Raw genomic sequence first — 21,487 nt, 5'->3', positions numbered from 1 at the left:
CAGGTGAAAAGGAATGGACACCTCTTGACATCCTTTTCGGCGCCGCCATAGCGTCCCCGCCCATGAGCGACCCCCTGACGACCCCCGGCGACGGCTTCCACCCTCATCTCCACGGCGCCCCCACCACCGCGGCCACCCCCTTGCACACCCGTCTGCATCACATCCGCGCCGACTCGCTCGACGGCGACACGGCCCAGACCGGAGGCATGCGCCGGTTCGCCGCCGTCAGCGGCAGGGCCGTCGGCTCGGAGAAGCTCTGGATGGGCCAGACCCATGTCGCTCCCGCGACCGCCTCCTCCGACCACCACCACGGTGAGTCGGAGACCGCCATCTATGTCGTCAGCGGCCACCCCGAGTTCGTGTTCCTCGACGCGAGCGGCGACGAGCCCGAGGAAGTACGCCTGCGCACCGCCCCCGGCGACTACATCTTCGTCCCGCCGTACGTCCCCCACCGCGAGGAGAATCCCGACCCCGCCGACGAGGCGGTGGTCGTCATCGCCCGCAGCACACAGGAGGCGATCGTGGTCAACCTGCCGCGGCTGTACGCGCTGGCGGACGACAGCGGGTGAGCCGCTCCCTCACGGTCTGGGCGCCGCCAGCCTGTGCAGTCTCAGGGCCAGTTGGATCTCCAGCAGGCGAGCGGGGCTCTGCCAGTCCTCGCCCAGGAGGCGCCCGACACGCTCCAGGCGCTGGGCGACCGTGTTGACGTGGACGTGGAGTTCGTCCTTCGTGCGGGCGGGGCTCATCCCGCAGGCGAAGTAGGCCTCCAGGGTGCGCAGCAGGTCGGTGTGTCTGTGCTCGTCGTACGCCACCACCGCGCCGATGGTGCGGTCCACGAAGGCGGCGATGTCGCGGTCCCCGGCCAGGAGCAGGCCGAGGAAGCCGAAGTCCTCGGCGGCGGCGCCGTCGCCCGTGCGGCCGAGCAGGCGCAGGGCCTCCAGACAGCGGCGGCCCTCGGCGTAGGCGGTGGCGATCGCGTCGGGGTGTGCGGTGAGATTCTCGACAGGGGCGGAGGCGCCGACGGTGACGGCCTCGTGGACGGCGGTGCCGAGCCGGCGGGCCGTGTGGCGGGCCACGTCGGTGGCGGTGTCGCCGTCGGTGAGGGGCAGCAGCAGGACCGTGCCGCCGTCGCGCGCGGCGGCCAGGCCGTGCCGGGTGGCGGCCAGGTGGGAGGCGGCGGACCACAGGCGGCGGCGGGCGGCGGCCTCCTGTTCGGCGTCGGCGGCGGTGCCGTCGAGACGGGCGGCCAGCACGACATGGGTGGCGTCGAGGTCGGCACGCAGCCGGGCCGCGCGCTCGCGCAGCAGACGCGGGTCGTGGTCGCGGGTGTCGAGGAGGTCGTCCAGGAGTTCCCCGCGGACCCGCTGTTCGGCCTCGGCCGCCGAGCGGCGGGCGAGCAGCAGCAGGGACGTGACCATCGCGGCCCGCTCCAGGGTGCGCTGGTCGACCGGGTCGAGGCCGGGATGGCCGCGTAGGACGAGGGCGCCGAGGAGTTCGTCACCCGCGGCGACGGCGGCGATCCAGTCGTCCTTGTGCCGTACGGCGTGTCCGTCGGCGCGCGATGCCTCCAGCGGGGCTGCGGGTGTCGCGTCCGCCTCGGTGAAGCGGACCGTGCCTTCGAGGACCTCGGAGACGGCGGCGGCCACGTCGTGCACACCGCCGCCGCGCAGCACCAGTTCGGCGAGCCGGTCGTGCACCTCGGCGGCGCGCTCGATGACGGCGCTGCGGTCGCGGATGATCTCGTTGGCGCGCTCCAGGCCGGCGAGGGCCGAACGGGTCTCGGTGAGCAGATGGGTGGTGTCGATGGCCGCCGCGGCGAGCGCCGCGAAGGAGCCGAGGAGCGCGATCTGCTCCCGCTCGAACACCCTCGCCCGCCGGTCCGCGGCGAACAGCACGCCGATCACCTGCTGCCCGAGCATGAGGGGGACGCCGAGGATCGCCACCAGGCCCTCGTCCCGCACGCCCGTGTCGATCGTCATGGTGTGCCGGAAGCGCTCGTCGTGGAAGTAGTCGTCGGTGACGTACGGCCGGGCGGTCTGGGCGACCAGTCCTCCCAGCCCCTCCCCCATGCCGAGGCGCAGCTGCTGGAAGCGGGCCGCGACCGAACCCTCGGTGACCCGCATATAGGTGTCACCGCGCTCGGGGTCGTTGAGGCTGAGGTAGGCGACGTCCGTGCCGAGCAGGGAGCGGGCGCGCTGCACGATCGCCTGGAGCACGGCGTCCAGATCGCGCAGTCCCGCCAGGTCGTGGGCGGTCTCGAACAGCGCGGACAGCTCGGCCTCGCGGCGCCTGCGGCCCTCCAGCTCGGCGCGCACCCGCAGGGCGCGCAGCTTGGCGGTCTCCAGCGCGGCGATCCCCTCGGGCGCCCGGCCCTCGGCACGGGCCCGCAGCACCGGCTGCTCATAGGCGTCGACGGGGGCGCCACGGGCCAGCAGCTCCAGGAACGGCACCTCGGCGCCGCCCGGTGGGTCTGCGGCGGCGGGGCGCTCGGCGGACTGCACGTGATCGCGGGACATGTGCCCAGGATGACCCATCCGCCACCCACCCCGTCAGCCCTGTGGACAACCCCCGACGACCGGACCACCGGCCTGTGGAAAACCAGGGCCACCCCGCGGGACCCCCTACGGGATGCCCCCGACAAAGCACCCAGCAGCGCAATCCCAGCGCATACGTGGCACGCACTCAGTGCGCGGTCCAGCCCCCGTCCAGCACCTGTGAGGTCCCGGTGACGGAGGACGCCCACGGCCCGCACAGATAGGCGACGGCCTCGGCGACCTCCTCCGGTTCGATCAGCCGTTTGACCGCGCTGTCGCTCAGCAGCACCTCCGTGAGCACCCGCTCCACGGGGATGCCGTGGGCGGTCGCCTGGTCCGCGAGCTGCCGCTCGACCAGCGGGGTGCGGACATAGCCGGGGTTCACACAGTTCGAGGTGACGCCGTGCGGGGCGCCCTCCAGCGCCGCCGTCTTCGACAGTCCCTCCAGGCCGTGCTTGGCGGCGACATACGCCGACTTGTAGGGGGAGGCGCGCAGGCCGTGCACGGAGGAGATGTTGACGATGCGGCCCCAGCCCTGTCCGTACATGTGCGGCAGGGCGCCCCGGATCAGCCGGAAGGGGGCTTCCAGCATCACGGTGAGGACCGTGTGGAAGACCTCCGGCGGGAAGTCCTCGATCGGCCGGACCAGCTGGAGCCCGGCGTTGTTGACCAGCACGTCGGTGCCCGCGGCGGCCTGCTCGGCGGCGTCGAGATCCGTCAGGTCCAGGACGTGCGCCTCGACCGGGCCCGGCAGGCCGGCGGCGAGCCCGGCGAGGGCGTCCAGCCCGGCGGCGTCCCGGTCGACCGCCCTGACCCGGGCCCCGGCGGACGCCAGCCGCAGCGCGCAGGCCCGCCCGATACCGCTGGCGGCCCCGGTGACCAGGGCCGTACGCCCACCGAGGTCGGGCGGGGTGATCTTCGTCGGGGCCGGTCCGGGGCTGGGCGTGGTCATGCGCCGACACTAAGCCTCCCCAGCCCCCTCACCCATGTGGTCGGCCCCCACACCTCACAGGGAAGTCGTGGTGTCGAACCATGTGGGGGCCTCGGCCATGGCCTGCTTGATCCGCAGCACACCGAACTCGTTCAGGTCCGGCAGCCCGTCGACCGGGAACCAGCCCACGTCCAGCGACTCGTCATCGTTGACCCGGGCCTCCCCGCCGAGCGCACGGCAGCGGAACGTGATGTCCATGTACTGGCAGACGTCCCCGTTCTCGTACGTCACCGGGGACAGTGCCTGGACGAGGACCACCCGCTCGGCGAGGCAGTGCACGGCGGTCTCCTCCTGCACCTCGCGCACCGCGCAGGCCGCGGGCTGCTCGCCCGGGTCCGGGATGCCGCCGATCAGCGACCACCTGCGGGTGTCCGACCGCCGGTTCAGCAGCACCCTGCCCTCGTCGTCGAAGACGACGGCGGTGACCCCGGGGAGCCACAGCAGCTGATGGCCTGCGGACTCGCGCAGTTCGGTGATGAAGTCAGGAGTAGCCATGCCCCCGACCCTAGCGGCGCCCTTCGCCCGCTCCTGGCCGATTCAAGGGGCGTACGGCGGTCGTACCGCTACGCGCCACCCGCGCGCCGCCCGCGCACACCGGCACCGATCGCCCAGCCGAGGCCGCCGGCGGCGATCAGCACCAGAGCGATCTCCGGCAGTACGCCCAGCCGGGTGGCGGGCGTCTGCGAGGAGCGCAACGGCACCTCCTGGACGAGTGTGTCGGCGACGAACATGCCGGTGCGCTGGGTGATGGTGCCGTCCGGCATGATGATCGCGCTCACGCCGCTGGTGACCGGGACGGTGACGGTGCGGCTGTGCTCGACCGCGCGGACGCGGGACATGGCGAGCTGCTGGTAGGTCATCTCGCTGCGGTCGAAGGTGGCGTTGTTGCTGGGTACGGAGATCATCTGGGCGCCGTCGGTGACCTCGGAGCGCACGGCCCAGTCGAAGGCGGCCTCGTAGCAGGTGACCAGGCCGACCGTGGTGCCGTCCATGGTGAACACGCCCGGCTCGGTGCCCCGGCTGAAGTCCTGGGCGACCATGCTGGTCCACTCGCTATTGATGGCGCCGATCAGGGAGCGCAGCGGAAGGTACTCGCCGAAGGGCTGGATCTGCCGCTTGTCGTAGGTGTCGACGGGCCCCTGCTCGGGGTCCCAGAGGATCTGCTCGTTGAGGAGTTTCCCGTCGCGCTCGACGACGCCGCCGACCGAGATGGGCACGCCGATCGCCTGAGCGGCCTGGTCGATCACCGCACGGGCGTCGGGGTTGGTGAAGGGGTCGATGTCGGAGGAGTTCTCCGGCCACAGCACGAAGTCGGGCTGGGGGACCTTGCCCGCGGCCACGTCGGCGGCGAGCTGTTCGGTTTCCCGGGCGTGGTAGTCGAGCACCGCGCGGCGCTGGGAGTTGAAGTCGAGTCCCGCGCGCGGGACGTTGCCCTGGACGACCGCGACGGTCGCGGTGCCGTCCTCGGCCTCGTCGCTGACCAGCGGGCGGGCGGCGAACGCGCCCACCACGGGGACGGCCACGCTGAGCAGGGCCACCGCGGCGGCGCCCCGGCGCAGCGCGCGCGTGCGGCGCGTTTCGAGGGCGACGCGGACGACGTCGTACACACCGAAGCCCGCGAGGACGACGGCGAAGCCGAGCACCGGGGTGCCGCCGACGGCGGCGAGCGGAAGGAACACGCCGTCGGCCTGGCCGAAGGCGATCTTGCCCCAGGGGAAGCCGCTGAAGGGCACACGCGCGCGTGCCGCCTCTCCGGCGATCCATACGGCGGCGGCCCACACCGGCCAGCCGGGCAGCTTGGACACGGCGGCGACGCCCGCGCCGACCAGCGCGACGAAGACCGCCTCGATCACGACCAGCGCCAGCCAGGGGCCGGGGCCGACCTCCACGCCGGTCCACACCAGCAGCGGCAGCAGGAAACCGAGGCCGAAGAGGTAGCCGAGACCCAGGCCCGCCTTCCAGCCGCGTCCGCGCAGCACCCAGCCGAAGCCCGCGAACGCCGGCAGGGCCAGCCACCACAGGGTGCGGGGCGGGAAGCTGATGTAGAGCAGCACTCCGGAGAGCGCCGCTACGGCGGGCGGGACCAGACGCGCGGGCCAGCGGCGCCACGCGGCGGGCGCGGGCGGCGGTTCGACCTGGTCAGGTTCGCCGACGGGAGTCGCGGTGACGGTCACCCGGGGAGTGTACGGCGGCATCCTGAGCGGCCGACAGGACGGCCCTGGGCGGGCGGGTGCCCCGACCTGGGCGAAGGAGGCCGGGCCCGGGGCCACGCCCGGCCCCCGGGGCGCCCCGCGCACACGTTCCGCACACTTCGTCACCCCTCATCCACAAAGGGTCGATCAGCCGTTACGGTGTGCGGAGCCCCGTGGCGTGCGGTCGTGGCTACGCGCGCGGGCGGGGCCGGGGAGAAGGTCCGGGGGGACGGGTGGGGTCCACGAGGAGTGTGTCCACGGCCGGCGCGGCGGCCGAGGACGACAGACGAAACGTTTCCGACGCGGCGGGGATGGCCGTGCTGGGCGGCTGTGCGATCTGGTCGCTGATCACGGCGGCCGTGCACGACGGACGGCCGGAGGGGGCACTCCTGGCGGTGCTGGCGGTGGCCGCCGGACATGCCGCGGGCCGGATCACGGGGGCGCTGTTGCCGGTCGCCGCCCCGGGTACGGCGGCGCTGGCCGGGATCGCGCTGCCGGTGGTCGTCCCGCAACTGTCGGCGGGGCCGCGGCCGGGGGCGCCGCTGGGCCATCTCGGGGCCACCGCCGCGCTGCTCACCCTGGCCGCGGGTGCCGCCTGCTGTGCCGCGTGGGAGGCGTCGGCGCCCGCGATCCGGCTGGCGATGCGGCTGCTGGCGGCCGGGGCCGCGGTGACGGCGGCGTTCCTGGGGTCGCTGACCGGCGCGGTCGCGTGTGCCGTGGTCCTGCTGGCGTCGCTCGCGGCGGGCCGGATGCGGCGACGCGGGACCGGGATCGCCGGGCTGGCCCTGGCCGCGGCCGGGGTCACCGCGACGGCCTGGGCGGTGGCCGCGAAGGTGCTCCCGGACGGACTCGCCGCGACGCTGGAGGGTCAGCTCACCGCCGCCCGCGTGGCGCTGTGGCGGGACGCGCTGCGGCTGCTGGACCAGGAGCCGGTGCTGGGCGTGGGCCCGGGGCGGTTCGGGGAACTGAGCCCGGCCGCCGGCGCCGCGCCGACGTCCGACGGGAAACCGCACTCCGCGCTGCTCCAGCAGGCGGCCGAGCAGGGGGTGATCGGGGTGGCACTGCTCGGGGCGGCCTTCTGCTGGGTGCTGCTCGCGCTGTGGCGCACCGCCAGTCCCACGCCGGTCGCGCTCACCGCGGGCGCCGCGCTGACGGCCGTCGCGGCGATCGCCGCCGTGGGCAACGCGCTGAGCTTCACCGCCGTGACGGCGGGAGCGGGCCTGCTGGCGGGCCTGGCGACCGCGCGCCCGCTCCCCGACGGCACCGCCACACCCGACATTTCGGATATTCCCGATACGGAGGAGAGGCGCCACGATCGCCGAGCCCAGGAGGGGCCGAACGGGTGAGACCGGACATCGGAGCCGGGGCCGGGCGTCTGGTCTGATCTGATCAGACCAGGTCAGGTCAGTGGGCCGTGTCCGGCGTGGTGGTGCGCAGCCGGTCGCGGATCACCCGTACGGCCGCCTCCGCGTCGTCGACCGTGATGGTGAAGGTGTGGCCGTCCCACAGCCGCAGGACCAGTCCCTCGCCCTGGCGCACGACGACGGCCGTGCCCATGTCGGGCCGCCAGCGGTAGCCCCAGCCGCCCCAGTGGCGGGGGGTCACATGCGCGACGAAGTCGGCGCCGACGACATGGGAGAGGGGAATGCGGCGGCGCGGCACGCCGATATGGCCGCAGCGCACTTCCAGGGAGTCCTTGTCGACCTTCAGGGCGACGCTGACGAAGGCGAGGGTCCCGAACAGGACCAGCAGACCGGCCAGGATGCAGCCGACCACGGACATCACCAGGGGGGCCGAACCCGCCGTCCACGCGGAGTCGACGGCAAGTTCGATACCGAGCGCCACGCAGGCGAAGCCGACCAGCGCCAGCAGCCACTGAACACGGTTGGTGGCCTGTCCGGTCCAGACATCGGGGTGCGACGCGTCCGCGTCCGCATCCTGGGGGTGGTCCCTCATGCCTTCGAGACTACTCAGGTTTCGCTCCGCTGGTAGTTCGATGCACACGGTGAATGCTCCGGACGGCGGCCCGCCCGTCCCGGGCGGCTACACCACGCGCGCGGGGGCGGCCGTACGCAGCAGCCGGCCCTCCGCGTAGGCCAGCGCGGGCTCCGGGAGACCGCCCGCGCGCCCGCTCAGGAGGACGGTCACCGTGCCTGCCGGGGATGCGTCCGGGGCGGGCGCGGCGCCGATTCTGCGCAGGGCCTGCGCGGCCACCGCTCCGGCGGAACCGTGCAGGACCAGTGGAGGCAGGCCGGGGCGCTGGACGGCGGTGCGGATGCGTTCGGCGACCAGTTCGTAATGGGTGCAGCCCAGGACGACGGTCGTCACCTCGCGGGGGGTCAGGGCGGCGGCGGCGGTGACGGCGGCGTCGATCGCGGCCTCGTCCGCGCGTTCGACCGCTTCGGCCAGTCCCCAGCAGGGCACCTCGGTGACGGGGACGCCGTCGGCGAAGTCCTGGATCAGTCCGCGCTGGTAGGGGCTGCCGGTGGTGGCGGGGGTGGCCCAGATGGCGACGGGGCCGCCGCCGGCCGCGGCGGGCTTGATCGCGGGGACCGTGCCGATCACCGGCAGGCCGGGCTCCAGGAGGTCGCGCAGGGCGGTCAGGGCGTGCACGGTGGCGGTGTTGCAGCCGACGATCAGGGCCTCGGGGCGGTGGGCGGCGGCGGCGCGGGCGACATCCACGGCCCGCCGGGTGAGGTCCTCGGGGGTGCGTGGCCCCCAGGGCATTCCGTCGGGGTCGAGGGAGAGGACGAGATCCGCGTCGGGGCGAAGGCGTCGTACCGCGGCGGTCGCCGCCAGCAGGCCGATTCCGGAGTCCATGAGCGCGATCTTCACCCGGCCACGATAAACGATGGCCCGTGTCGGACCGGTGCCGTGGGGCAGACTGCGCGGGTGACCGTCTTCGCCTGGATCGCCACCGGATCGCTCGCCGCGTGGCTGTGGCTGCTGCTGTGCCAGGGCTTCTTCTGGCGGACCGACATCCGGCTGCCCGGCCGCCGCGAACCGCGGTCGTGGCCCTACGTCTGTGTCGTCGTCCCCGCCCGCGACGAGGCGGAAGTGCTGCCGCTGAGCCTGCCCTCGCTGCTCGCCCAGGAGTATCCGGGGCGGGCCGAGGTGATCCTGGTCGACGACGGCAGCTCCGACGGCACCGGGGACCTGGCCCGGGAACTGGCGGGCAGGCATGGCGGGTTGGCACTCACCGTGGACTCGCCGGGCGAGCCGCCCGCGGGCTGGACCGGCAAACTGTGGGCCGTGCGCCACGGGATGGGACTCGCCCGCGCGCGTGGGCCGGAATTCCTGCTGCTGACGGACGCGGACATCGCCCATGAGCCGGACAGTCTGCGGGAGCTGGTGGCCGCGGCCCATGGCGGCGGATTCGACCTGGTGTCGCAGATGGCCCGGCTGCGGGTGGCGAGCGGGTGGGAGCGGCTGGTGGTGCCCGCCTTCGTCTACTTCTTCGCGCAGCTGTATCCGTTCCGCCGGATCGGCCGCAGGGGTTCACGGACGGCCGCCGCGGCCGGGGGCTGTGTGCTGCTGCGCGCGGAGGCGGCCGAGCGGGCGCGCGTCCCGGACACCATCCGGCACGCCGTGATCGACGACGTGGCGCTCGCCCGCGCGGTGAAGGGCGGCGGCGGGCACATCTGGCTGGGGCTGGCCGACCGGGTGCACAGCATCCGCCCGTATCCCCGGCTGCACGACCTGTGGCGGATGGTCTCGCGCAGCGCCTATGCGCAATTGAGGCACCAGCCCGCGCTCCTGGCGGGCACCGTGGCCGGACTCGCCCTCGTCTATCTGGTGCCGCCCGTCGCCCTGCTGGCCGGCGCGGCCACCGGGAGCGCGGCGACCGCGCTGCTCGGCGCGGCGGCATGGCTGGTGATGACGGGGACGTATGTGCCGATGCTCCGCTACTACCGTCAGCCGCTGTGGCTCGCGCCCTTGCTGCCGTTCACGGCGTTCCTCTATCTGCTGATGACGGTGGACTCGGCGGTGCAGCACTACCGGGGGCGCGGCGCGGCCTGGAAGGGCCGCACCTATGCGCGTCCGGACGCCGTGCCCGACGAGGGCTGAGACGGCGCCGCCTACTTGCGGCCCGGCGTCCAGTCCATGCCCCAGCCATAGGCGCGGTCGACGGTGCGCTGCGGGCTCACCCCGCGCTCGGGCACCAGATAGCGGGCCTCGCGCCGCACGATGAGTTCGCCGTCCGTGTGGGTGATCAGGGCCAGGGCGCAGACCGTGGAGGGGACCGTGCACTCGTCGAGGGAGAAGTCGATCGGGGCGCCGAACTGCGGGGTCAGGGTGACGGTGGCGTGCAGGTCGGCGAAGGAGCGGGCGCCCTCGTAGACGGTGACGAAGACGAGGATGCGCCGGAAGTGCCGCTGGAAGTCGAGGTTGACGGTGAGGTTCTCACCGCTCGCTCTGGAGCCGGTGCGGTCGTCGCCGTCGAGGTGGATGAAGGGCGGGCGGTCGAGGGCTCCATAGGCGTTGCCGAGGGCCTGTACGACGCCCTTGCTGCCGTCGGCGAGTTCGTACAGGGCGCACAGGTCCAGGTCGAGGTCGGCGTGCATGGCCATCGCGCGGCCGAGTTTGCTGCCCCAGCCCTTGAACTGCTTGTGCACCTCCCAGTTGAGATTGACGCGCATCGCGCCGGAGGTGCCGCCCTGCTTGGTCAGCGAGACGGCCGGGGCGGACTTGGTGAGCGTCACCTTGGTCAGCCGCACGGGCTGCGCGGACGCGGCGGGCGCGGGCGGTGTGGCGGGCGCGGGCGGGGTCAGCGGCCGGGCGGGCGCGGCGGGGACCGGCTGCGAGCGCGGTCGTGGGGAGGGCGGCGGCGCGGCGGGCTGCTGGGGTTCGTCGACGGAGATGCCGAAGTCCGTGGCGAGACCCTCCAGGCCCCGGTCGTAGCCCTGGCCGACCGCGCGGAACTTCCAGGCGCCCTGGCGGCGGTAGAACTCGCCGAGGACGAAGGCGGTCTCGACGGTGGCGCCGGTGGGCTCGAAGCGGGCGACCACGGTGTCGCGGCCGGTGTCGCGGACTTCGATGGAGAGGTCGGGCACCTGGCCGAAGGTGCCGCCGTCGGCGGAGGCGGCGAGGACGACGGTCTCGACGGCGGGCTCCACGCGCGCGAGGTCGACGGTCAGGGAGTCGGTCACCCTGCCGCCCGCGTTCCGCTTGCCCTCGTGACGGACGGCGCCCGAGGTGTGCGACGGCTGGTTGTAGAAGACGAGGTCGGCGTCGGAGCGGACCTTCCCGGCCACCAGCAGCAGCGCGGAGGCGTCCGCGTCGGGCACCCCGGCACCCGCGCGCCAGGCGACCTCGACCCGTAGCGCCGAAGCCGGCACCGGAACGTTCGACCCTTTCGGCATTGACATGTCCGCCCCCATCTTGTGCGTCGCGCCGCACGGCGCTCCCGGACAATCCTGGTTTCCGTCCTGCCAACCTATTCCCCGGGGCCCTCGGACGCCCGTCCGGGTGAGGTGTGAACCCCTATGGTCAACCGCCGGTAACCCGCCGGGAACTGAGCCTTTACACGATCCCAACGCGGACTTCCGCCCTTTTCTCCCAAGTTCGCTCGGATTGGCGATCCTGAGTCACCGGCGACACGGAAATCAACCCTCTTATCGGTCTCCACAACCAGCACATCGTGGGCTTAACTTATGTGCCATGACCTCCCCCCGCTCCACTTATGGCGGCGGCTACTACTCCGCCTCCTTCCCGGACACTCCGATCTACGACTCGCTCGTGGCCGAGCGGGGCACCCCGCAGATCGCCCCGATCAGAGTCCCCGCCGCCTACGACACGGGCAGTCACCTGCCCGCGCTGCCGCCGGCGCTCCCCGCCCTCCCGGCGGCTCCGTCCCAGCCCCTCTACGGCTACCCACAGGCCCAGCAGCCCGCCCCGTTGCAGCAGGCGCCCGCGGCGTACATCCCGCACCAGGCCGCCGCGCCGCGCGGATACCCCGGTCCGCAGCCGCAGCAGCCCCGGCCCGCCGCTCCCGGCGCCGCCGGCTACGAGGCGATGCGCCCGGCCGCGCCACGCCCCGCGCCCGGCGGCTACCAGGACCCGTACAACAACCAGCAGTACCGCGGCTACTGATCTCCGCCGCCGGCTGTCGGTGCCGCCTGGCACGATGGCCGTATGGGGAACGCGTGGCTGAAGTCGATACACATCCATCCGGTCAAGGCGCTGCGGGGACTGTCGCTCCCGGAGTGCGTGATGGAGCCCTGGGGGCCGGCCGGTGACCGCCGCTGGGTGCTGATCGACGACGGGGGAAAGGTCGTCACCCAACGCCAGCAGCCGCTCCTCGCGCAGGCCGCCGCCGAGCCGGAGCCCGGCGGCGGCGTCCTGCTGTCCGCGCCCGCCCTGGAGCCGCTGGCCGTGCCGGTCCCCGAGCCGGACGCGACGGTCACACTGGAGATCTTCGGCAACAAGGTGGAGGGCGTGCTCGCCGGCGCCGCCGCGCACGCGTGGTGCAGCGCCTTCCTCGGCGCCGAGGTCCGGCTGGTGCACATGGACGATCCGGCCACCCGCCGGCCCGTCGACCCGGACTTCGCGCTGCCCGGCGAGACGGTCAGCTTCGCCGACGGCTACCCGCTGCTGCTGACCACCACCGCCTCCCTGGACGCCCTCAACTCACTGGTCGCGAGCGGCCCCCACGCCGCCGAGGGCCCGCTGCCGATGAATCGCTTCCGGCCCAATGTGGTGGTCTCGGGGACCGAGCCGTGGGCCGAGGACCACTGGTCGCGGCTCGCGATCGGGCCGGTGCGGTTCCGGGTCGCGAAGATGTGCGGGCGGTGCGTGGTGACGACCACGGACCAGGGCACCTCGGCGCGCGGCAAGGAGCCGCTGTTCACCCTCGGACGGCATCGCCGGATCGGCGGCAAGCTGGTCTTCGGCCAGAATCTGGTGCCGTTGTCCACCGGCACGGTCCGCGTGGGCGATCCGGTCCGGATCCTCGATTAGCCGAGCGGCCGGCCGAACGATCAGCCGATCGGGCAGGCGATCGGGCAGGCGGACGGGCAGTTTGGACGGGCAGCCGGACGATGAGCCGTTCACACCCGTCGGGCACCGTGCGCCGAGCACCGTTCTCACCCGCAGGGAGCCCGCCCGTGGGAACCCCTCCTGGGGCCTTGTCCGTTGGGATTTCTGATGGGATTCCTGAGAGGCACGTGAGAGCTGCGCGAGCGGTCCGGCCGGGGTGATTTCGCTCTCTCTTCGACCGGTTGGCTCCGCGTGGGGCCCTGCGTCGGGTTATCACGGATCGGGGAAGGGGGTACGGCACTGTGCGAGCGATCAAGGGTCTGTGGAGCTGGCGGCACAATCCGCTGTGCCGGAAAACCGATCTGGTGGAGTCCTGGGTGGCCCTGGCCGCCCTGCTGCTGATCGTGGTGGCGGCACCCGTGCTCGGGGTCCTGGCCGGTCTCACCGCCCAGGACGCCCTGGACCGGTCGGTGCACGAACAGCGCAGCTCCCGGCTCCAGGTGACGGCCACGGTGGTGCGCGAGCTGGACCGCGGTGTGCTGGACATCGACCCCGAGGCCGCGGCCCAGGACACCCGCAGCAGAGTCCTCGCCGACTGGACGGCACCGGACGGCAGCGAGCATCGCGGGCCCGTGCTGGCCCAGCTGACCTCCCCGCAGGCCGGCGACCGGTTCACGATCTGGACCGACCTCAGTGGACACGCGGTCGCCCCGCCGCTGGATCCGGCCACGGCCACCACCCACGCGGTGCTCGCCGGCCTCGGCGCCGCCCTCGTCGTGGCCGGGCTGGCGGAGGGCTCCAGACGTCTGATCGTGCGGCGGCTGGTCACGCTCCGCCACGCCCACTGGGACCGGGCATGGGACCGCGCGGGCCCGGACTGGGGCAGAACCGGTACGGGCAGTTGACGCCCGTTGGTCGGCAATTGACGGCCTTTCGGCTCTGGTCAACCCACCGCCCGCGCGCACGCTACGGTGGACCGGCCGAACTCTTCGGCATCAAACCCGCGTACGACGAGGTGGGGACAGAACAACGCCATGGCACAGGGCACGGTCCAGGTGACGCACACCGGTACCTCGCGGTGGCGGCGCCGCACAGGTGAGTACACCTCGCTCGCCGCCGCCCTGGAGGCCGCGGCCGACGGTGATGTGCTCACCGTCGCCCCCGGCACCTACCGGGAGAATCTCGTGGTGGAGCGCGCGGTGACGCTGCGCGGCCCCGAGGGCTCCCCCGGTTCGGTGCGCATCGCCCCGGCCGACGGGGTGCCGCTGACCGTGCGGGCCTCCGCCGTCGTACAGGATCTGCTGGTGGAGGGGCAGGACTCCGCCGCGCCCGCGCTGCTGGTCGAGGAGGGGGCGCCGGAGCTGACGGACGTGCGGGTGGTGACCCGGTCCGCCGCCGGGATAGAGGTGCGCGGGGGCGCCCGGCCGACCGTGCGGCGGTGCACCGTCGACAATCCGGCGGGCATCGGCATCGCGGTGCTCGACGGCGGGGGCGGGGTGTTCGAGGAGTGCGAGGTGGTCGCGGCCGGGCAGGCCGGGATAGCCGTGCGCGGGGGCGCGCATCCCCGACTGGAGCGCTGCCGGGTGCATCACACCTCGGGCGCGGGGCTGACGGCGACCGGGGAGAACTCCGCGGTGGAGGCGGTCGGCTGCGAGATCTACGAGGTGCGCGGCAGCGGCGTGCAGATCACCGCCCGCGCGACGGCGCATCTCACCGACTGCGATGTGCACCGCACCACCGCCGACGGCGTCACGCTCGACACGGACGCCGTGCTGACCCTGGCCGACTGCCGTATCCACGACATCCCGGAGAACGCGGTCGATCTGCGTTCCCGCTCGGTGCTGACCCTGACCCGCACCACCGTCCGGCAGTTCGGCCGCAACGGTCTGTCGGTGTGGGACCCGGGCACCCGCGTGGACGCCAATCAGTGCGAGATCTTCGACTCCACGGGCGACTATCCGGCGGTGTGGGTGAGCGACGGCGCCACCGCGGTCCTCGACTCCTGCCGGGTGCACGACGTGCCGGACGCGCTGTTCGTGCTGGACCGCGGTTCGCGCGCGGATGTCGTCGACAGCGATCTGTCCCAGGTGCGCAACACGGCGGTGTCCGTGAGCGACGGCGCCACCGCCCAGCTCGACGACTGCCGGATCCGGGACGCCGCGACCGGCGCCTGGTTCCGCGACCACGGCAGCGGCGGCACGCTCAGCAACTGCACGGTGACGGGCACCCAGACCGGGGTGATCGTCACCAAGGGCGCCGACCCCACCGTGGAGCGCTGCACGGTCGACTCCCCCGCCGAAGCGGGCTTCTATGTGTCGGCGGGCGGCCGGGGCAGCTTCCTGAACTGCCGGGTGACGGGCAGCGGCGGCTACGGCTTCCATGTCATAGACGGCTCCCGCACGACCCTGCGCAAGTGCCGCACGGAGCGGTGCGCGCGCGGCGGGTACGAGTTCGCGGACGCCGGGTCGGACGGGGCGGCCGGCACCGGGCCCGTGATCGAGGACTGCACCAGCGACGAGAGCGGCGGCATACGGCCCTCGGCGCCGGAGCCGGCCGTCCAGCAGACGACGGCCGGGACGCCGGGCCTGCTCGGGGCGATCCCCGGGCAGCGCACCTCCGAGCCGGAACCCGTACCGGCCGCCGCGCCCGCCGGGCCCGAGCAGCCCTCGCGCAGCTCCACGACCGTGCTCGGTGAACTGGACGGCCTGGTCGGCCTGGACAGCGTCAAGCGCGAGGTGCGGGCGCTGACCGACATGATCGAGGTGGGGCGGCGCCGCCAGCTGGCGGGTCTCAAGGCCGCCTCCGTCAAGCGGCATCTGGTCTTCACCGGCTCCCCCGGCACCGGCAAGACGACGGTCGCCCGGCTGTACGGCGAGATCCTCGCCTCGCTGGGCGTGCTGGAGAAGGGCCATCTGGTCGAGGTCTCGCGGGTAGATCTGGTCGGCGAGCACATCGGTTCCACGGCGATCCGCACCCAGGAGGCGTTCGGACGGGCGCGGGGCGGGGTGCTGTTCATCGACGAGGCGTACGCGCTGTCGCCGGAGGACGCGGGCCGGGACTTCGGCAAGGAGGCCATCGACACGCTCGTGAAGCTGATGGAGGACCAGCGGGACGCGGTCGTGGTGATCGTCGCGGGGTACACCGCCGAGATGGAGCGGTTCCTGTCGGTCAACCCGGGCGTGGCGTCCCGCTTCTCGCGGACCATCACCTTCGGCGACTACAACCCCGAGGAGCTGTTGCGGATCGTGCAGCAGCAGGCCGAGGAACATGAGTACCAGCTGGCGCCGGGCGCTCCGGAGGCGCTCAAGAAGTACTTCGCCGAACTGCCCAAGGGCCCGGCCTTCGGCAACGGACGAACCGCGCGGCAGACGTTCGAGGCGATGGTCGAGCGCCACGCCAGCCGGGTGGCCCAGCTGACGGAACCGAGCAAGGACGACCTGTCCCTCCTGTTCGATGAGGACCTGCCGGAGCTGCCCTGAACCGCGGCGTTCGCGCCGCGCCCCGGCGGCATGCCGGGCGCCGGGGTGGGCTGGTGGAGCGCGGTGTTGGGCTGGGCCGGGGGGCCGTCCCACTGGCCCCGGGGCCCGCTGGGTCCAGGGACACCGCTGGGGCCGGGGCCCACTGATCCGAGCCACCCCCTGCACCGCACAAAAGGCCCACCCCGCCGCAGGGCCGCGCGGCGGCGCGGTGGGCCGGTCGGGCGGTCCCGGGCGGGACGTTGGTGCGGCGGGCGGCGCGTCCGGATCCTGCCCGGCAGCATGGGTCGACGCCCGGAACTCGCCTTGACGGACGTCCGTCCAGGCGGAACTCGGCGTGGCGGACACCCGTCCAGGCGGAAATCCCCGTCGCGGACATCCGTCGACGCGGAACTCCCCGCGTCGGGACCCGCGTCGGGCGAGCCCGTGGGGAGGGACGTGCATGCCGAAGTCGGCGGGGCTGGCCGACGCGGCCCGGCGGTCGCTGCGGGTCACGGTCGCGGCGACGGTCGGCTTCTACCCGGCGGCGCATCTGCTGGACCAGCCCGTCGTCGCCGTCTACGCCCTGTTCGCGGCGATCGCCTTCGGCGCGCTGTCCCCGCTGCCGGGCTCCGGGCGCCACCGTGCCACGACGGTACTGCGGGCCCTGCCGGGCGCCGCCGTACTGATCGTCCTCGGTACGGTGCTGGCCGTGGCGACCTGGGCGGCGGCCGTCGGCATGCTGGTCGTGGGGTTCGTGCTGACCTTCGGCGCGGCGTGCGCGCCCCGGCTGGCGGCCACCGTTCCCGGACTCCAGCTCTGCTACATCCTGGCCTGCTTCCCGCCGTACGCCCCCGGCACCGCGCCCGAGCGGCTGACCGGGCTGGCCGTCGGGGCGGGCGCGCTGATCCTGTGCGAACTGCTGCTGCTCCCCCGGCCGTGGCAGCCGTCGTACGAGGACCGGCTCGCCGGAGCCCTGGATCTCGCGGCCCGGGCCGCGCGGCGGCTGACCCGGGAGGCGGACGCGGACGCCGGGCGGGCGGCGCGGCTGCGGGCGGCGGGCCGGGACCTGCGCTTCTCGCAGCAGCCGGCCGGCAGCCGCCCCACGGGCGCCGGACGCACCGACCGCGCCCTGGCCCAGGCCGGTTCCGCGACCCGCCGGCTGCTCGATCAGCTCGCGTCCCTCACCGAACTCCCGCCCTGCCCGGTGGACCTGTCCGCCCAGACCCTGCTGCGGGGGATCGCGGCGACCGCCGCGGACATGGCCGGCATTCTGCGCGGGCGGCGCCCCGCGGCCGGTCCCGGGGTGATCGTGGAGATGGCCGACCGGTTCCTGGTCGAGCGCGCACGGCTCCCGGACGGGCCCGAAGGCTCGCTGCACGCGGTGCTGCGGCGGCGGTCGACGGTGCTGTCGGCCGCGGTGTCCGCCATGACCGTACGCACCGCCGTCGCCCTCGCGGCCGGGCGGCGCCGGCGCTCGGTGCCGGGGCTGCCCGAGGAGCAGTTCTGGTACGCGGAACGCTCCACGCCCCGGCTGTGGTTCGTGCGTGTCGCCGGGAACTTCACCCCGCACTCGGTGGTGTTCCAGAACGCCGTCCGGACGATGCTGGGGCTGGCGCTCGCCCGGCTGGTGGCCGGGTCGTTCGACCTCTCGCACGGGTTCTGGGTGCTGCTGGCCGTGCTCACCCTCGGGCGGACCACGGCGGGCGCCACCTGGTCCGCCGTCCGCTCGGCGGCCCTGGGCACCCTGCTGGGCTCGATCGCGGCGGGCGTGCTGGTGATCGGGGCGGGTGACACCATCGAGGTGTACGAGTTCCTGCTGGTGCCGATGATGCTGGTGGCCTTCTCGGTCGGGCCGGTCGGCGGACCGGCGTGGGCGCAGGGCCTGTTCACGCTGGTCGTCTCGACGGCGTTCGCGCAGCTCGCGCCGGTGACCTGGCGGCTGGCGGAGGCGCGGCTCGTCGATGTGCTGACCGGCAGCGCGATCGGGCTGGTGTGCGGGCTGCTGGCGTGGCCGTCCGGCGCGCGGGCCGAGATCCGGCGGGGTGTGTCGGCGCTGCTGCACACGTCCGGGCCGCTGGTGCGGGCCACCGCCGACGCCGTGACGGGCGGGGGCGGCCGGGCCGCGGGCGGGAAGGTCGCGGCGGGGATGCAGTGGCTCGCCCTGCACCGGCTCCAGATCGCGGAGGCCGCGTACGCGCAGTACCGCGCGGAACCCGTGCCGCACACGGGCGAGGACGGCCCCGACTGGCTCGCCGCCCTCAACTACGGTTCCCGGGTGCTGATCGGCGCCTACTGGCTGCCGCGCGAGCACGGCCCGCCGGACTTCCCGCCCGCCGTGCGGCGGTGGGCCCACGAGGCGGCCGGTCAGGTGGCGGCGGCGGGGGAACGGGCGGCGGAGTTCCCGGCGGACGGGGTGCGGGTCAGTCAGGCCCCGCTGCCGTGGGACGCCGCCCGGCGGGAACCGGCGGCGACACTGTCTCTGGTGGTGGACGTGGAGGTCTGGCTGGCGGGACTGACGGCGGATCTGGAGACGGCGGTCGGGGGCGGGGTGGACGGCATCCCCGATCCCCCGGCCGTGGGCGGGGAGACGACATCCCCGATCCGTCGGTCGTAGGCGGGGGCAACGTCCCCGATCCCCCAGTCGTAGGCGGGTGGTGGACAACATCTCCGATCCCCGGCCCTGGCGGGGAGGACAACATCCCCGGCCCCCGGCCCCGGGCGAGGAGGACAACACCCCCGATCCCAGCCGCAGACGGGGAGGACAACATCCCCGCCCCCGGACGGGAGACGGGACGACACCCCCTCCCCCGCTGATCACCGGTGATCCCTCCTAATCACCATCACCCACGCCCACACCCCCACCCCCGCCCCCCGGCCGCGGCCCCGGCACCTCCGGGCTCAATCGGGCCAGCAGGCGGGACCGTTCGTCGGCGAAGGCGGGGTCGGCCTGGTAGTCGGAGTGGCCGAGGATCGGTGCGGGCAGCGGGTGCAGGTCCGTACGGCCGTAGGACAGGGGGTCGGCGAGGGCGGCGCGGTCGATCTCGGGGCCGCAGCTGCCGGGCAGCCCGATGGGGCCGCCGATCGGGTCGGTGTCCCGGTACAGATTGCGCCAGCAGTCGACGTCCTGGTGCAGCGCGTCGAGCGCGGCGGGGCCGAAGTAGGCGGGGAACCAGCGGCCGTACAGCCGCTCCAGCGGGGAGCCGTACGTCAGCAGCGCCACCCGGGCGCGGACCACCGGGGTCAGTTGCCAGGCCGCCGCGGCGGCGAGGACGCTGCCCTGGGAGTGGCCGGAGATCACCAGCCGCCCGCCGGTGGCCCTGGTCCAGGTCGCCATCCGCCAGCTGAGGTCGGGGACCGCCCGCTCGGCGTAGCAGGGCGGCGCGAAGGGGTGGGCGGCGCGCGGCCAGAAGGTGCCGACGTCCCAGAGGATGCCGATGGTGCGCCGCGCGGAGGCGTCCTTGTAGGCGCGGCGGCCGGAGGTGACGAACAGTATGAAGCCGAGCCCTATCAGCCAGGAGCCGAGGGTCTGCGCGGTCACGGCGGCGCCGTGCAGGAAGGGGTGGACGTCGGCGGCGGCCCGCGCCGGGGTCTCGCCGGTGGCCAGGGCGCCGGCGAGGGCGCCCGCGCCGAGCAGCAGGGTCACCACGGCGGTCGCGGCGATCAGCATGGGCGCCCGGTCGGTGAGCGTGGCCATGGCGCGGGTGTGGGCGATCCGGCGGGTGCGGCCGTCGTCCGCCTGCTCCTCGGGGTAGTCGTGCGCCACATCGGGCTGTTCGGCGCGGGCCAGCCGCAGGGTGCCCCACACCAGCCAGGCCGCGACGAGCAGGAGGACCAGCAGCAGGGGCGGGATGACGGATGCCTGCCAGGTGAGCAGGACGGGCGGGCCGGGGATGGCCGCTCCGGTGCCGTCCAGCCAGTCGGCGACGCGCTGGGAGACGCCGCCGGAGAAGACCCCGCCGAGTGCGCAGGCCAGCAGGGCGACGGCGGGGCCGCCGAGGCCGCGCAGGGCGCAGCGGGGCTCGGGCCGGGCCCGGTGCAGGGCCTGGGCGACCCCGCACAGGGCGAGGGCGAGCAGGCCCTGGAGCAGGGTGATCGCGCCGAAGGCGGCATCGCCCGGCAGCCCTCGGGTGGAGTGCCAGCCGGGGCGGGCCCAGCCCGCGTACAGCACGGCGAGGAGCAGCAGGGCCGTCGCGGCGAGCGGCAGCCCCCGTACGAGACGGGCGTCGAGTTCGCGGTCGAGGCGGCGTTCGCTGCGGCCCCGGCGGCAGATCACCCACAGCACGGTCGTGAAGCCCGCGGCCAGCGCGGCGGCGAGGAGCAGGCCGAGCAGATGGAGGGCGGCCGGGCCGCCGGGCTCGCGGTCGTGGCGGAGCGCGGCCCAGTGCAGGGCGGCGGCCACGGTGAGCAGTCCGGCGGCGGTGTGCGCGGCCCGCAACCGGGCGACCAGCCGCCGCCCGAACCAGAATCCGGGCCGCCCCAGCGCGGTGCGGGCGGGTTCGTCACCGGCATCGGTGCGCCCGGATCGCGGGTGGGCGGACAGGGCGTGGGCGGAGGGCTCGACCGGTTCCGGCGGGGCGTCGGTCTCGTCCGGGTCGGGCATCGGGCGGGCCGATTCGTAGGCGCTCCAGGTGCGGTGGGAGAGGTACCACAGGAGGGCGACCAGGGCGGTGGGGACGAGGGCGGCCAGGGCGAGGCGGCGGCCGGGCAGGGTCCACCAGCCGTCGTGGGACAGGGCCGGGGACAGAAAGCCGAGCCAGGAGTTGCGCTCGGCGCACGCGCGGGTGCCCGCGCACTGCCAGGCGGCGAGATCCAGGGCGACCTCGCAGGCGGCGGCCACCATCAGCACGGTCAGGGTGAGTCCGGCGAGCCGTACCAGCAGCCCGTAGCAGCGCACCGCGCGGGTGCGGCCGCGGGTGGGCGGGCGCATCCAGTGGGCGAGGTTGGCGACCATGAACGGCAGCAGCAACAGCCACAGGGCGCGGGCGCCGTTGCCGGAGGTGAGGTTGGACCAGACGTACGCCTCCTGGACGGGCTCGCCGCCGGGGCCTCGTGGCCCTCGCTCCGCGTGGACGTCGCCGGCGCGGCGGAAGATCGCCGCGATGTGGTCGCCGGTGACCCGTTCGGTGCGCGGGTCGTTCAGCATCTCCTCCGGCGTGGCCCCGCCCACTCCGTGGACCAGGAGTTCCAGAGCGGTCGTCGGTTCCTGCCCGGCCGCCGTGCCCGCGGCGGCCTGTTCCTGCGCGCGTTCCACTGTCGTGTTCTTCCCCCGAGACGTGCCGGACTGCCGGACGGCGTGATGGTGTGCCCCACCGCGTTCTGACGTGCCGTACGGCG

At 74.2% G+C, this 21,487-nt stretch carries 16 protein-coding genes; 8 read left to right on the top strand and 8 right to left on the bottom strand.

From position 1 onward, the window contains the following. Positions 1-62: 62 nt before the first annotated feature. Entirely contained in the window at positions 63-569 is a 507-nt protein-coding gene (locus tag ACFRFC_RS05235) for a cupin domain-containing protein (RefSeq protein ID WP_382683218.1), read from the top strand. A gap of 9 nt (positions 570-578) precedes the next feature. On the opposite strand, the gene ACFRFC_RS05230 is transcribed toward ACFRFC_RS05235, so the two are convergent. The 4 genes from ACFRFC_RS05230 to lnt all read right to left on the bottom strand — a co-directional run bounded on the left by ACFRFC_RS05230 (position 579) and on the right by lnt (position 5,699). Further along, positions 579-2,516 carry a helix-turn-helix domain-containing protein gene (locus ACFRFC_RS05230; protein WP_382683221.1) on the bottom strand — a complete coding sequence of 646 codons (1,938 nt, stop codon included), beginning with the start codon at positions 2,514-2,516 and terminating at the stop codon, positions 579-581. Between the two features lie 166 nt (positions 2,517-2,682). After that, positions 2,683-3,486 carry a 3-hydroxybutyrate dehydrogenase gene (locus ACFRFC_RS05225; RefSeq protein WP_382683222.1) on the bottom strand — a complete coding sequence of 268 codons (804 nt, stop codon included), beginning with the start codon at positions 3,484-3,486 and terminating at the stop codon, positions 2,683-2,685. A gap of 54 nt (positions 3,487-3,540) precedes the next feature. Then, positions 3,541-4,020: an NUDIX domain-containing protein gene (locus ACFRFC_RS05220; protein ID WP_382683224.1), complete on the bottom strand. Its 480-nt coding sequence runs from the start codon at positions 4,018-4,020 to the stop codon at positions 3,541-3,543. 68 nt (positions 4,021-4,088) lie between these two features. Beyond that, a complete protein-coding gene (gene lnt / locus ACFRFC_RS05215) occupies positions 4,089-5,699 on the bottom strand; it encodes an apolipoprotein N-acyltransferase (RefSeq protein WP_382683226.1) in 1,611 nt (536 codons plus the stop codon). Between the two features lie 329 nt (positions 5,700-6,028). Between lnt and ACFRFC_RS05210 the strand changes: the two genes are divergently transcribed. Further along, positions 6,029-7,063, top strand: coding sequence for an O-antigen ligase family protein (locus tag ACFRFC_RS05210; protein WP_382683745.1), 1,035 nt, complete (start codon positions 6,029-6,031; stop codon positions 7,061-7,063). Between the two features lie 58 nt (positions 7,064-7,121). Here ACFRFC_RS05210 and ACFRFC_RS05205 read toward each other — a convergent pair whose 3' ends face one another. Further along, positions 7,122-7,673, bottom strand: coding sequence for a hypothetical protein (locus ACFRFC_RS05205; protein ID WP_382683228.1), 552 nt, complete (start codon positions 7,671-7,673; stop codon positions 7,122-7,124). An 87-nt stretch (positions 7,674-7,760) separates the two neighbouring features. After that, the gene (locus ACFRFC_RS05200) at positions 7,761-8,552 is read right to left on the bottom strand and encodes a glutamate racemase (RefSeq protein WP_382683230.1); all 792 of its coding nucleotides are present in this window, start codon (positions 8,550-8,552) and stop codon (positions 7,761-7,763) included. Positions 8,553-8,591: 39 nt separating this feature from the next. Here ACFRFC_RS05200 and ACFRFC_RS05195 point away from each other — a divergent pair, with 39 nt between their 5' ends. Then, complete coding sequence (locus ACFRFC_RS05195; protein ID WP_382683233.1) at positions 8,592-9,785, top strand: glycosyltransferase; 1,194 nt, start codon at positions 8,592-8,594, stop codon at positions 9,783-9,785. Positions 9,786-9,796: 11 nt separating this feature from the next. On the opposite strand, the gene ACFRFC_RS05190 is transcribed toward ACFRFC_RS05195, so the two are convergent. Beyond that, on the bottom strand, positions 9,797-11,080 hold the full coding sequence (locus ACFRFC_RS05190; protein WP_382683748.1) for a TerD family protein: 1,284 nt from the start codon (positions 11,078-11,080) through the stop codon (positions 9,797-9,799). 298 nt (positions 11,081-11,378) lie between these two features. Between ACFRFC_RS05190 and ACFRFC_RS05185 the strand changes: the two genes are divergently transcribed. From ACFRFC_RS05185 to ACFRFC_RS05165, 5 genes are all read left to right on the top strand, one after another. Further along, the gene (locus tag ACFRFC_RS05185) at positions 11,379-11,810 is read left to right on the top strand and encodes a DUF6643 family protein (RefSeq protein WP_382683235.1); all 432 of its coding nucleotides are present in this window, start codon (positions 11,379-11,381) and stop codon (positions 11,808-11,810) included. 42 nt (positions 11,811-11,852) lie between these two features. Beyond that, positions 11,853-12,677: an MOSC domain-containing protein gene (locus tag ACFRFC_RS05180; RefSeq protein WP_382683238.1), complete on the top strand. Its 825-nt coding sequence runs from the start codon at positions 11,853-11,855 to the stop codon at positions 12,675-12,677. A 320-nt stretch (positions 12,678-12,997) separates the two neighbouring features. Next, the gene (locus ACFRFC_RS05175; protein ID WP_382683240.1) at positions 12,998-13,600 is read left to right on the top strand and encodes a hypothetical protein; all 603 of its coding nucleotides are present in this window, start codon (positions 12,998-13,000) and stop codon (positions 13,598-13,600) included. A 129-nt stretch (positions 13,601-13,729) separates the two neighbouring features. Further along, complete coding sequence (locus ACFRFC_RS05170) at positions 13,730-16,174, top strand: right-handed parallel beta-helix repeat-containing protein (protein ID WP_382683243.1); 2,445 nt, start codon at positions 13,730-13,732, stop codon at positions 16,172-16,174. Positions 16,175-16,613: 439 nt separating this feature from the next. Further along, a complete protein-coding gene (locus ACFRFC_RS05165; protein ID WP_382683245.1) occupies positions 16,614-18,767 on the top strand; it encodes an FUSC family protein in 2,154 nt (717 codons plus the stop codon). Positions 18,768-18,983: 216 nt separating this feature from the next. On the opposite strand, the gene ACFRFC_RS05160 is transcribed toward ACFRFC_RS05165, so the two are convergent. Continuing rightward, positions 18,984-21,404, bottom strand: a complete 2,421-nt coding sequence (locus ACFRFC_RS05160; protein WP_382683248.1) for a hypothetical protein — start codon at positions 21,402-21,404, stop codon at positions 18,984-18,986. Positions 21,405-21,487: the final 83 nt, after the last annotated feature.

This window comes from Streptomyces sp. NPDC056734 (assembly GCF_042790455.1).
Classification (GTDB): domain Bacteria; phylum Actinomycetota; class Actinomycetes; order Streptomycetales; family Streptomycetaceae; genus Streptomyces.
Note: the sequence above shows the minus strand (reverse complement) of the source record. Positions and strands in the feature narration are given on the sequence as shown.

Bases quoted from the DNA above. Each gene is read 5' to 3' on its own strand.
- ACFRFC_RS05235 (WP_382683218.1), top strand. From the start codon at position 63: ATGAGCGACCCCCTGACGACCCCCGGCGACGGCTTCCACCCTCATCTC.
- ACFRFC_RS05230 (WP_382683221.1), bottom strand. From the start codon at position 2,516: ATGTCCCGCGATCACGTGCAGTCCGCCGAGCGCCCCGCCGCCGCAGAC.
- ACFRFC_RS05225 (WP_382683222.1), bottom strand. From the start codon at position 3,486: ATGACCACGCCCAGCCCCGGACCGGCCCCGACGAAGATCACCCCGCCC.
- ACFRFC_RS05220 (WP_382683224.1), bottom strand. From the start codon at position 4,020: ATGGCTACTCCTGACTTCATCACCGAACTGCGCGAGTCCGCAGGCCAT.
- ACFRFC_RS05210 (WP_382683745.1), top strand. From the start codon at position 6,029: ATGGCCGTGCTGGGCGGCTGTGCGATCTGGTCGCTGATCACGGCGGCC.
- ACFRFC_RS05205 (WP_382683228.1), bottom strand. From the start codon at position 7,673: ATGAGGGACCACCCCCAGGATGCGGACGCGGACGCGTCGCACCCCGAT.
- ACFRFC_RS05190 (WP_382683748.1), bottom strand. From the start codon at position 11,080: ATGCCGAAAGGGTCGAACGTTCCGGTGCCGGCTTCGGCGCTACGGGTC.
- ACFRFC_RS05185 (WP_382683235.1), top strand. From the start codon at position 11,379: ATGACCTCCCCCCGCTCCACTTATGGCGGCGGCTACTACTCCGCCTCC.
- ACFRFC_RS05180 (WP_382683238.1), top strand. From the start codon at position 11,853: ATGGGGAACGCGTGGCTGAAGTCGATACACATCCATCCGGTCAAGGCG.
- ACFRFC_RS05170 (WP_382683243.1), top strand. From the start codon at position 13,730: ATGGCACAGGGCACGGTCCAGGTGACGCACACCGGTACCTCGCGGTGG.
- ACFRFC_RS05165 (WP_382683245.1), top strand. From the start codon at position 16,614: ATGCCGAAGTCGGCGGGGCTGGCCGACGCGGCCCGGCGGTCGCTGCGG.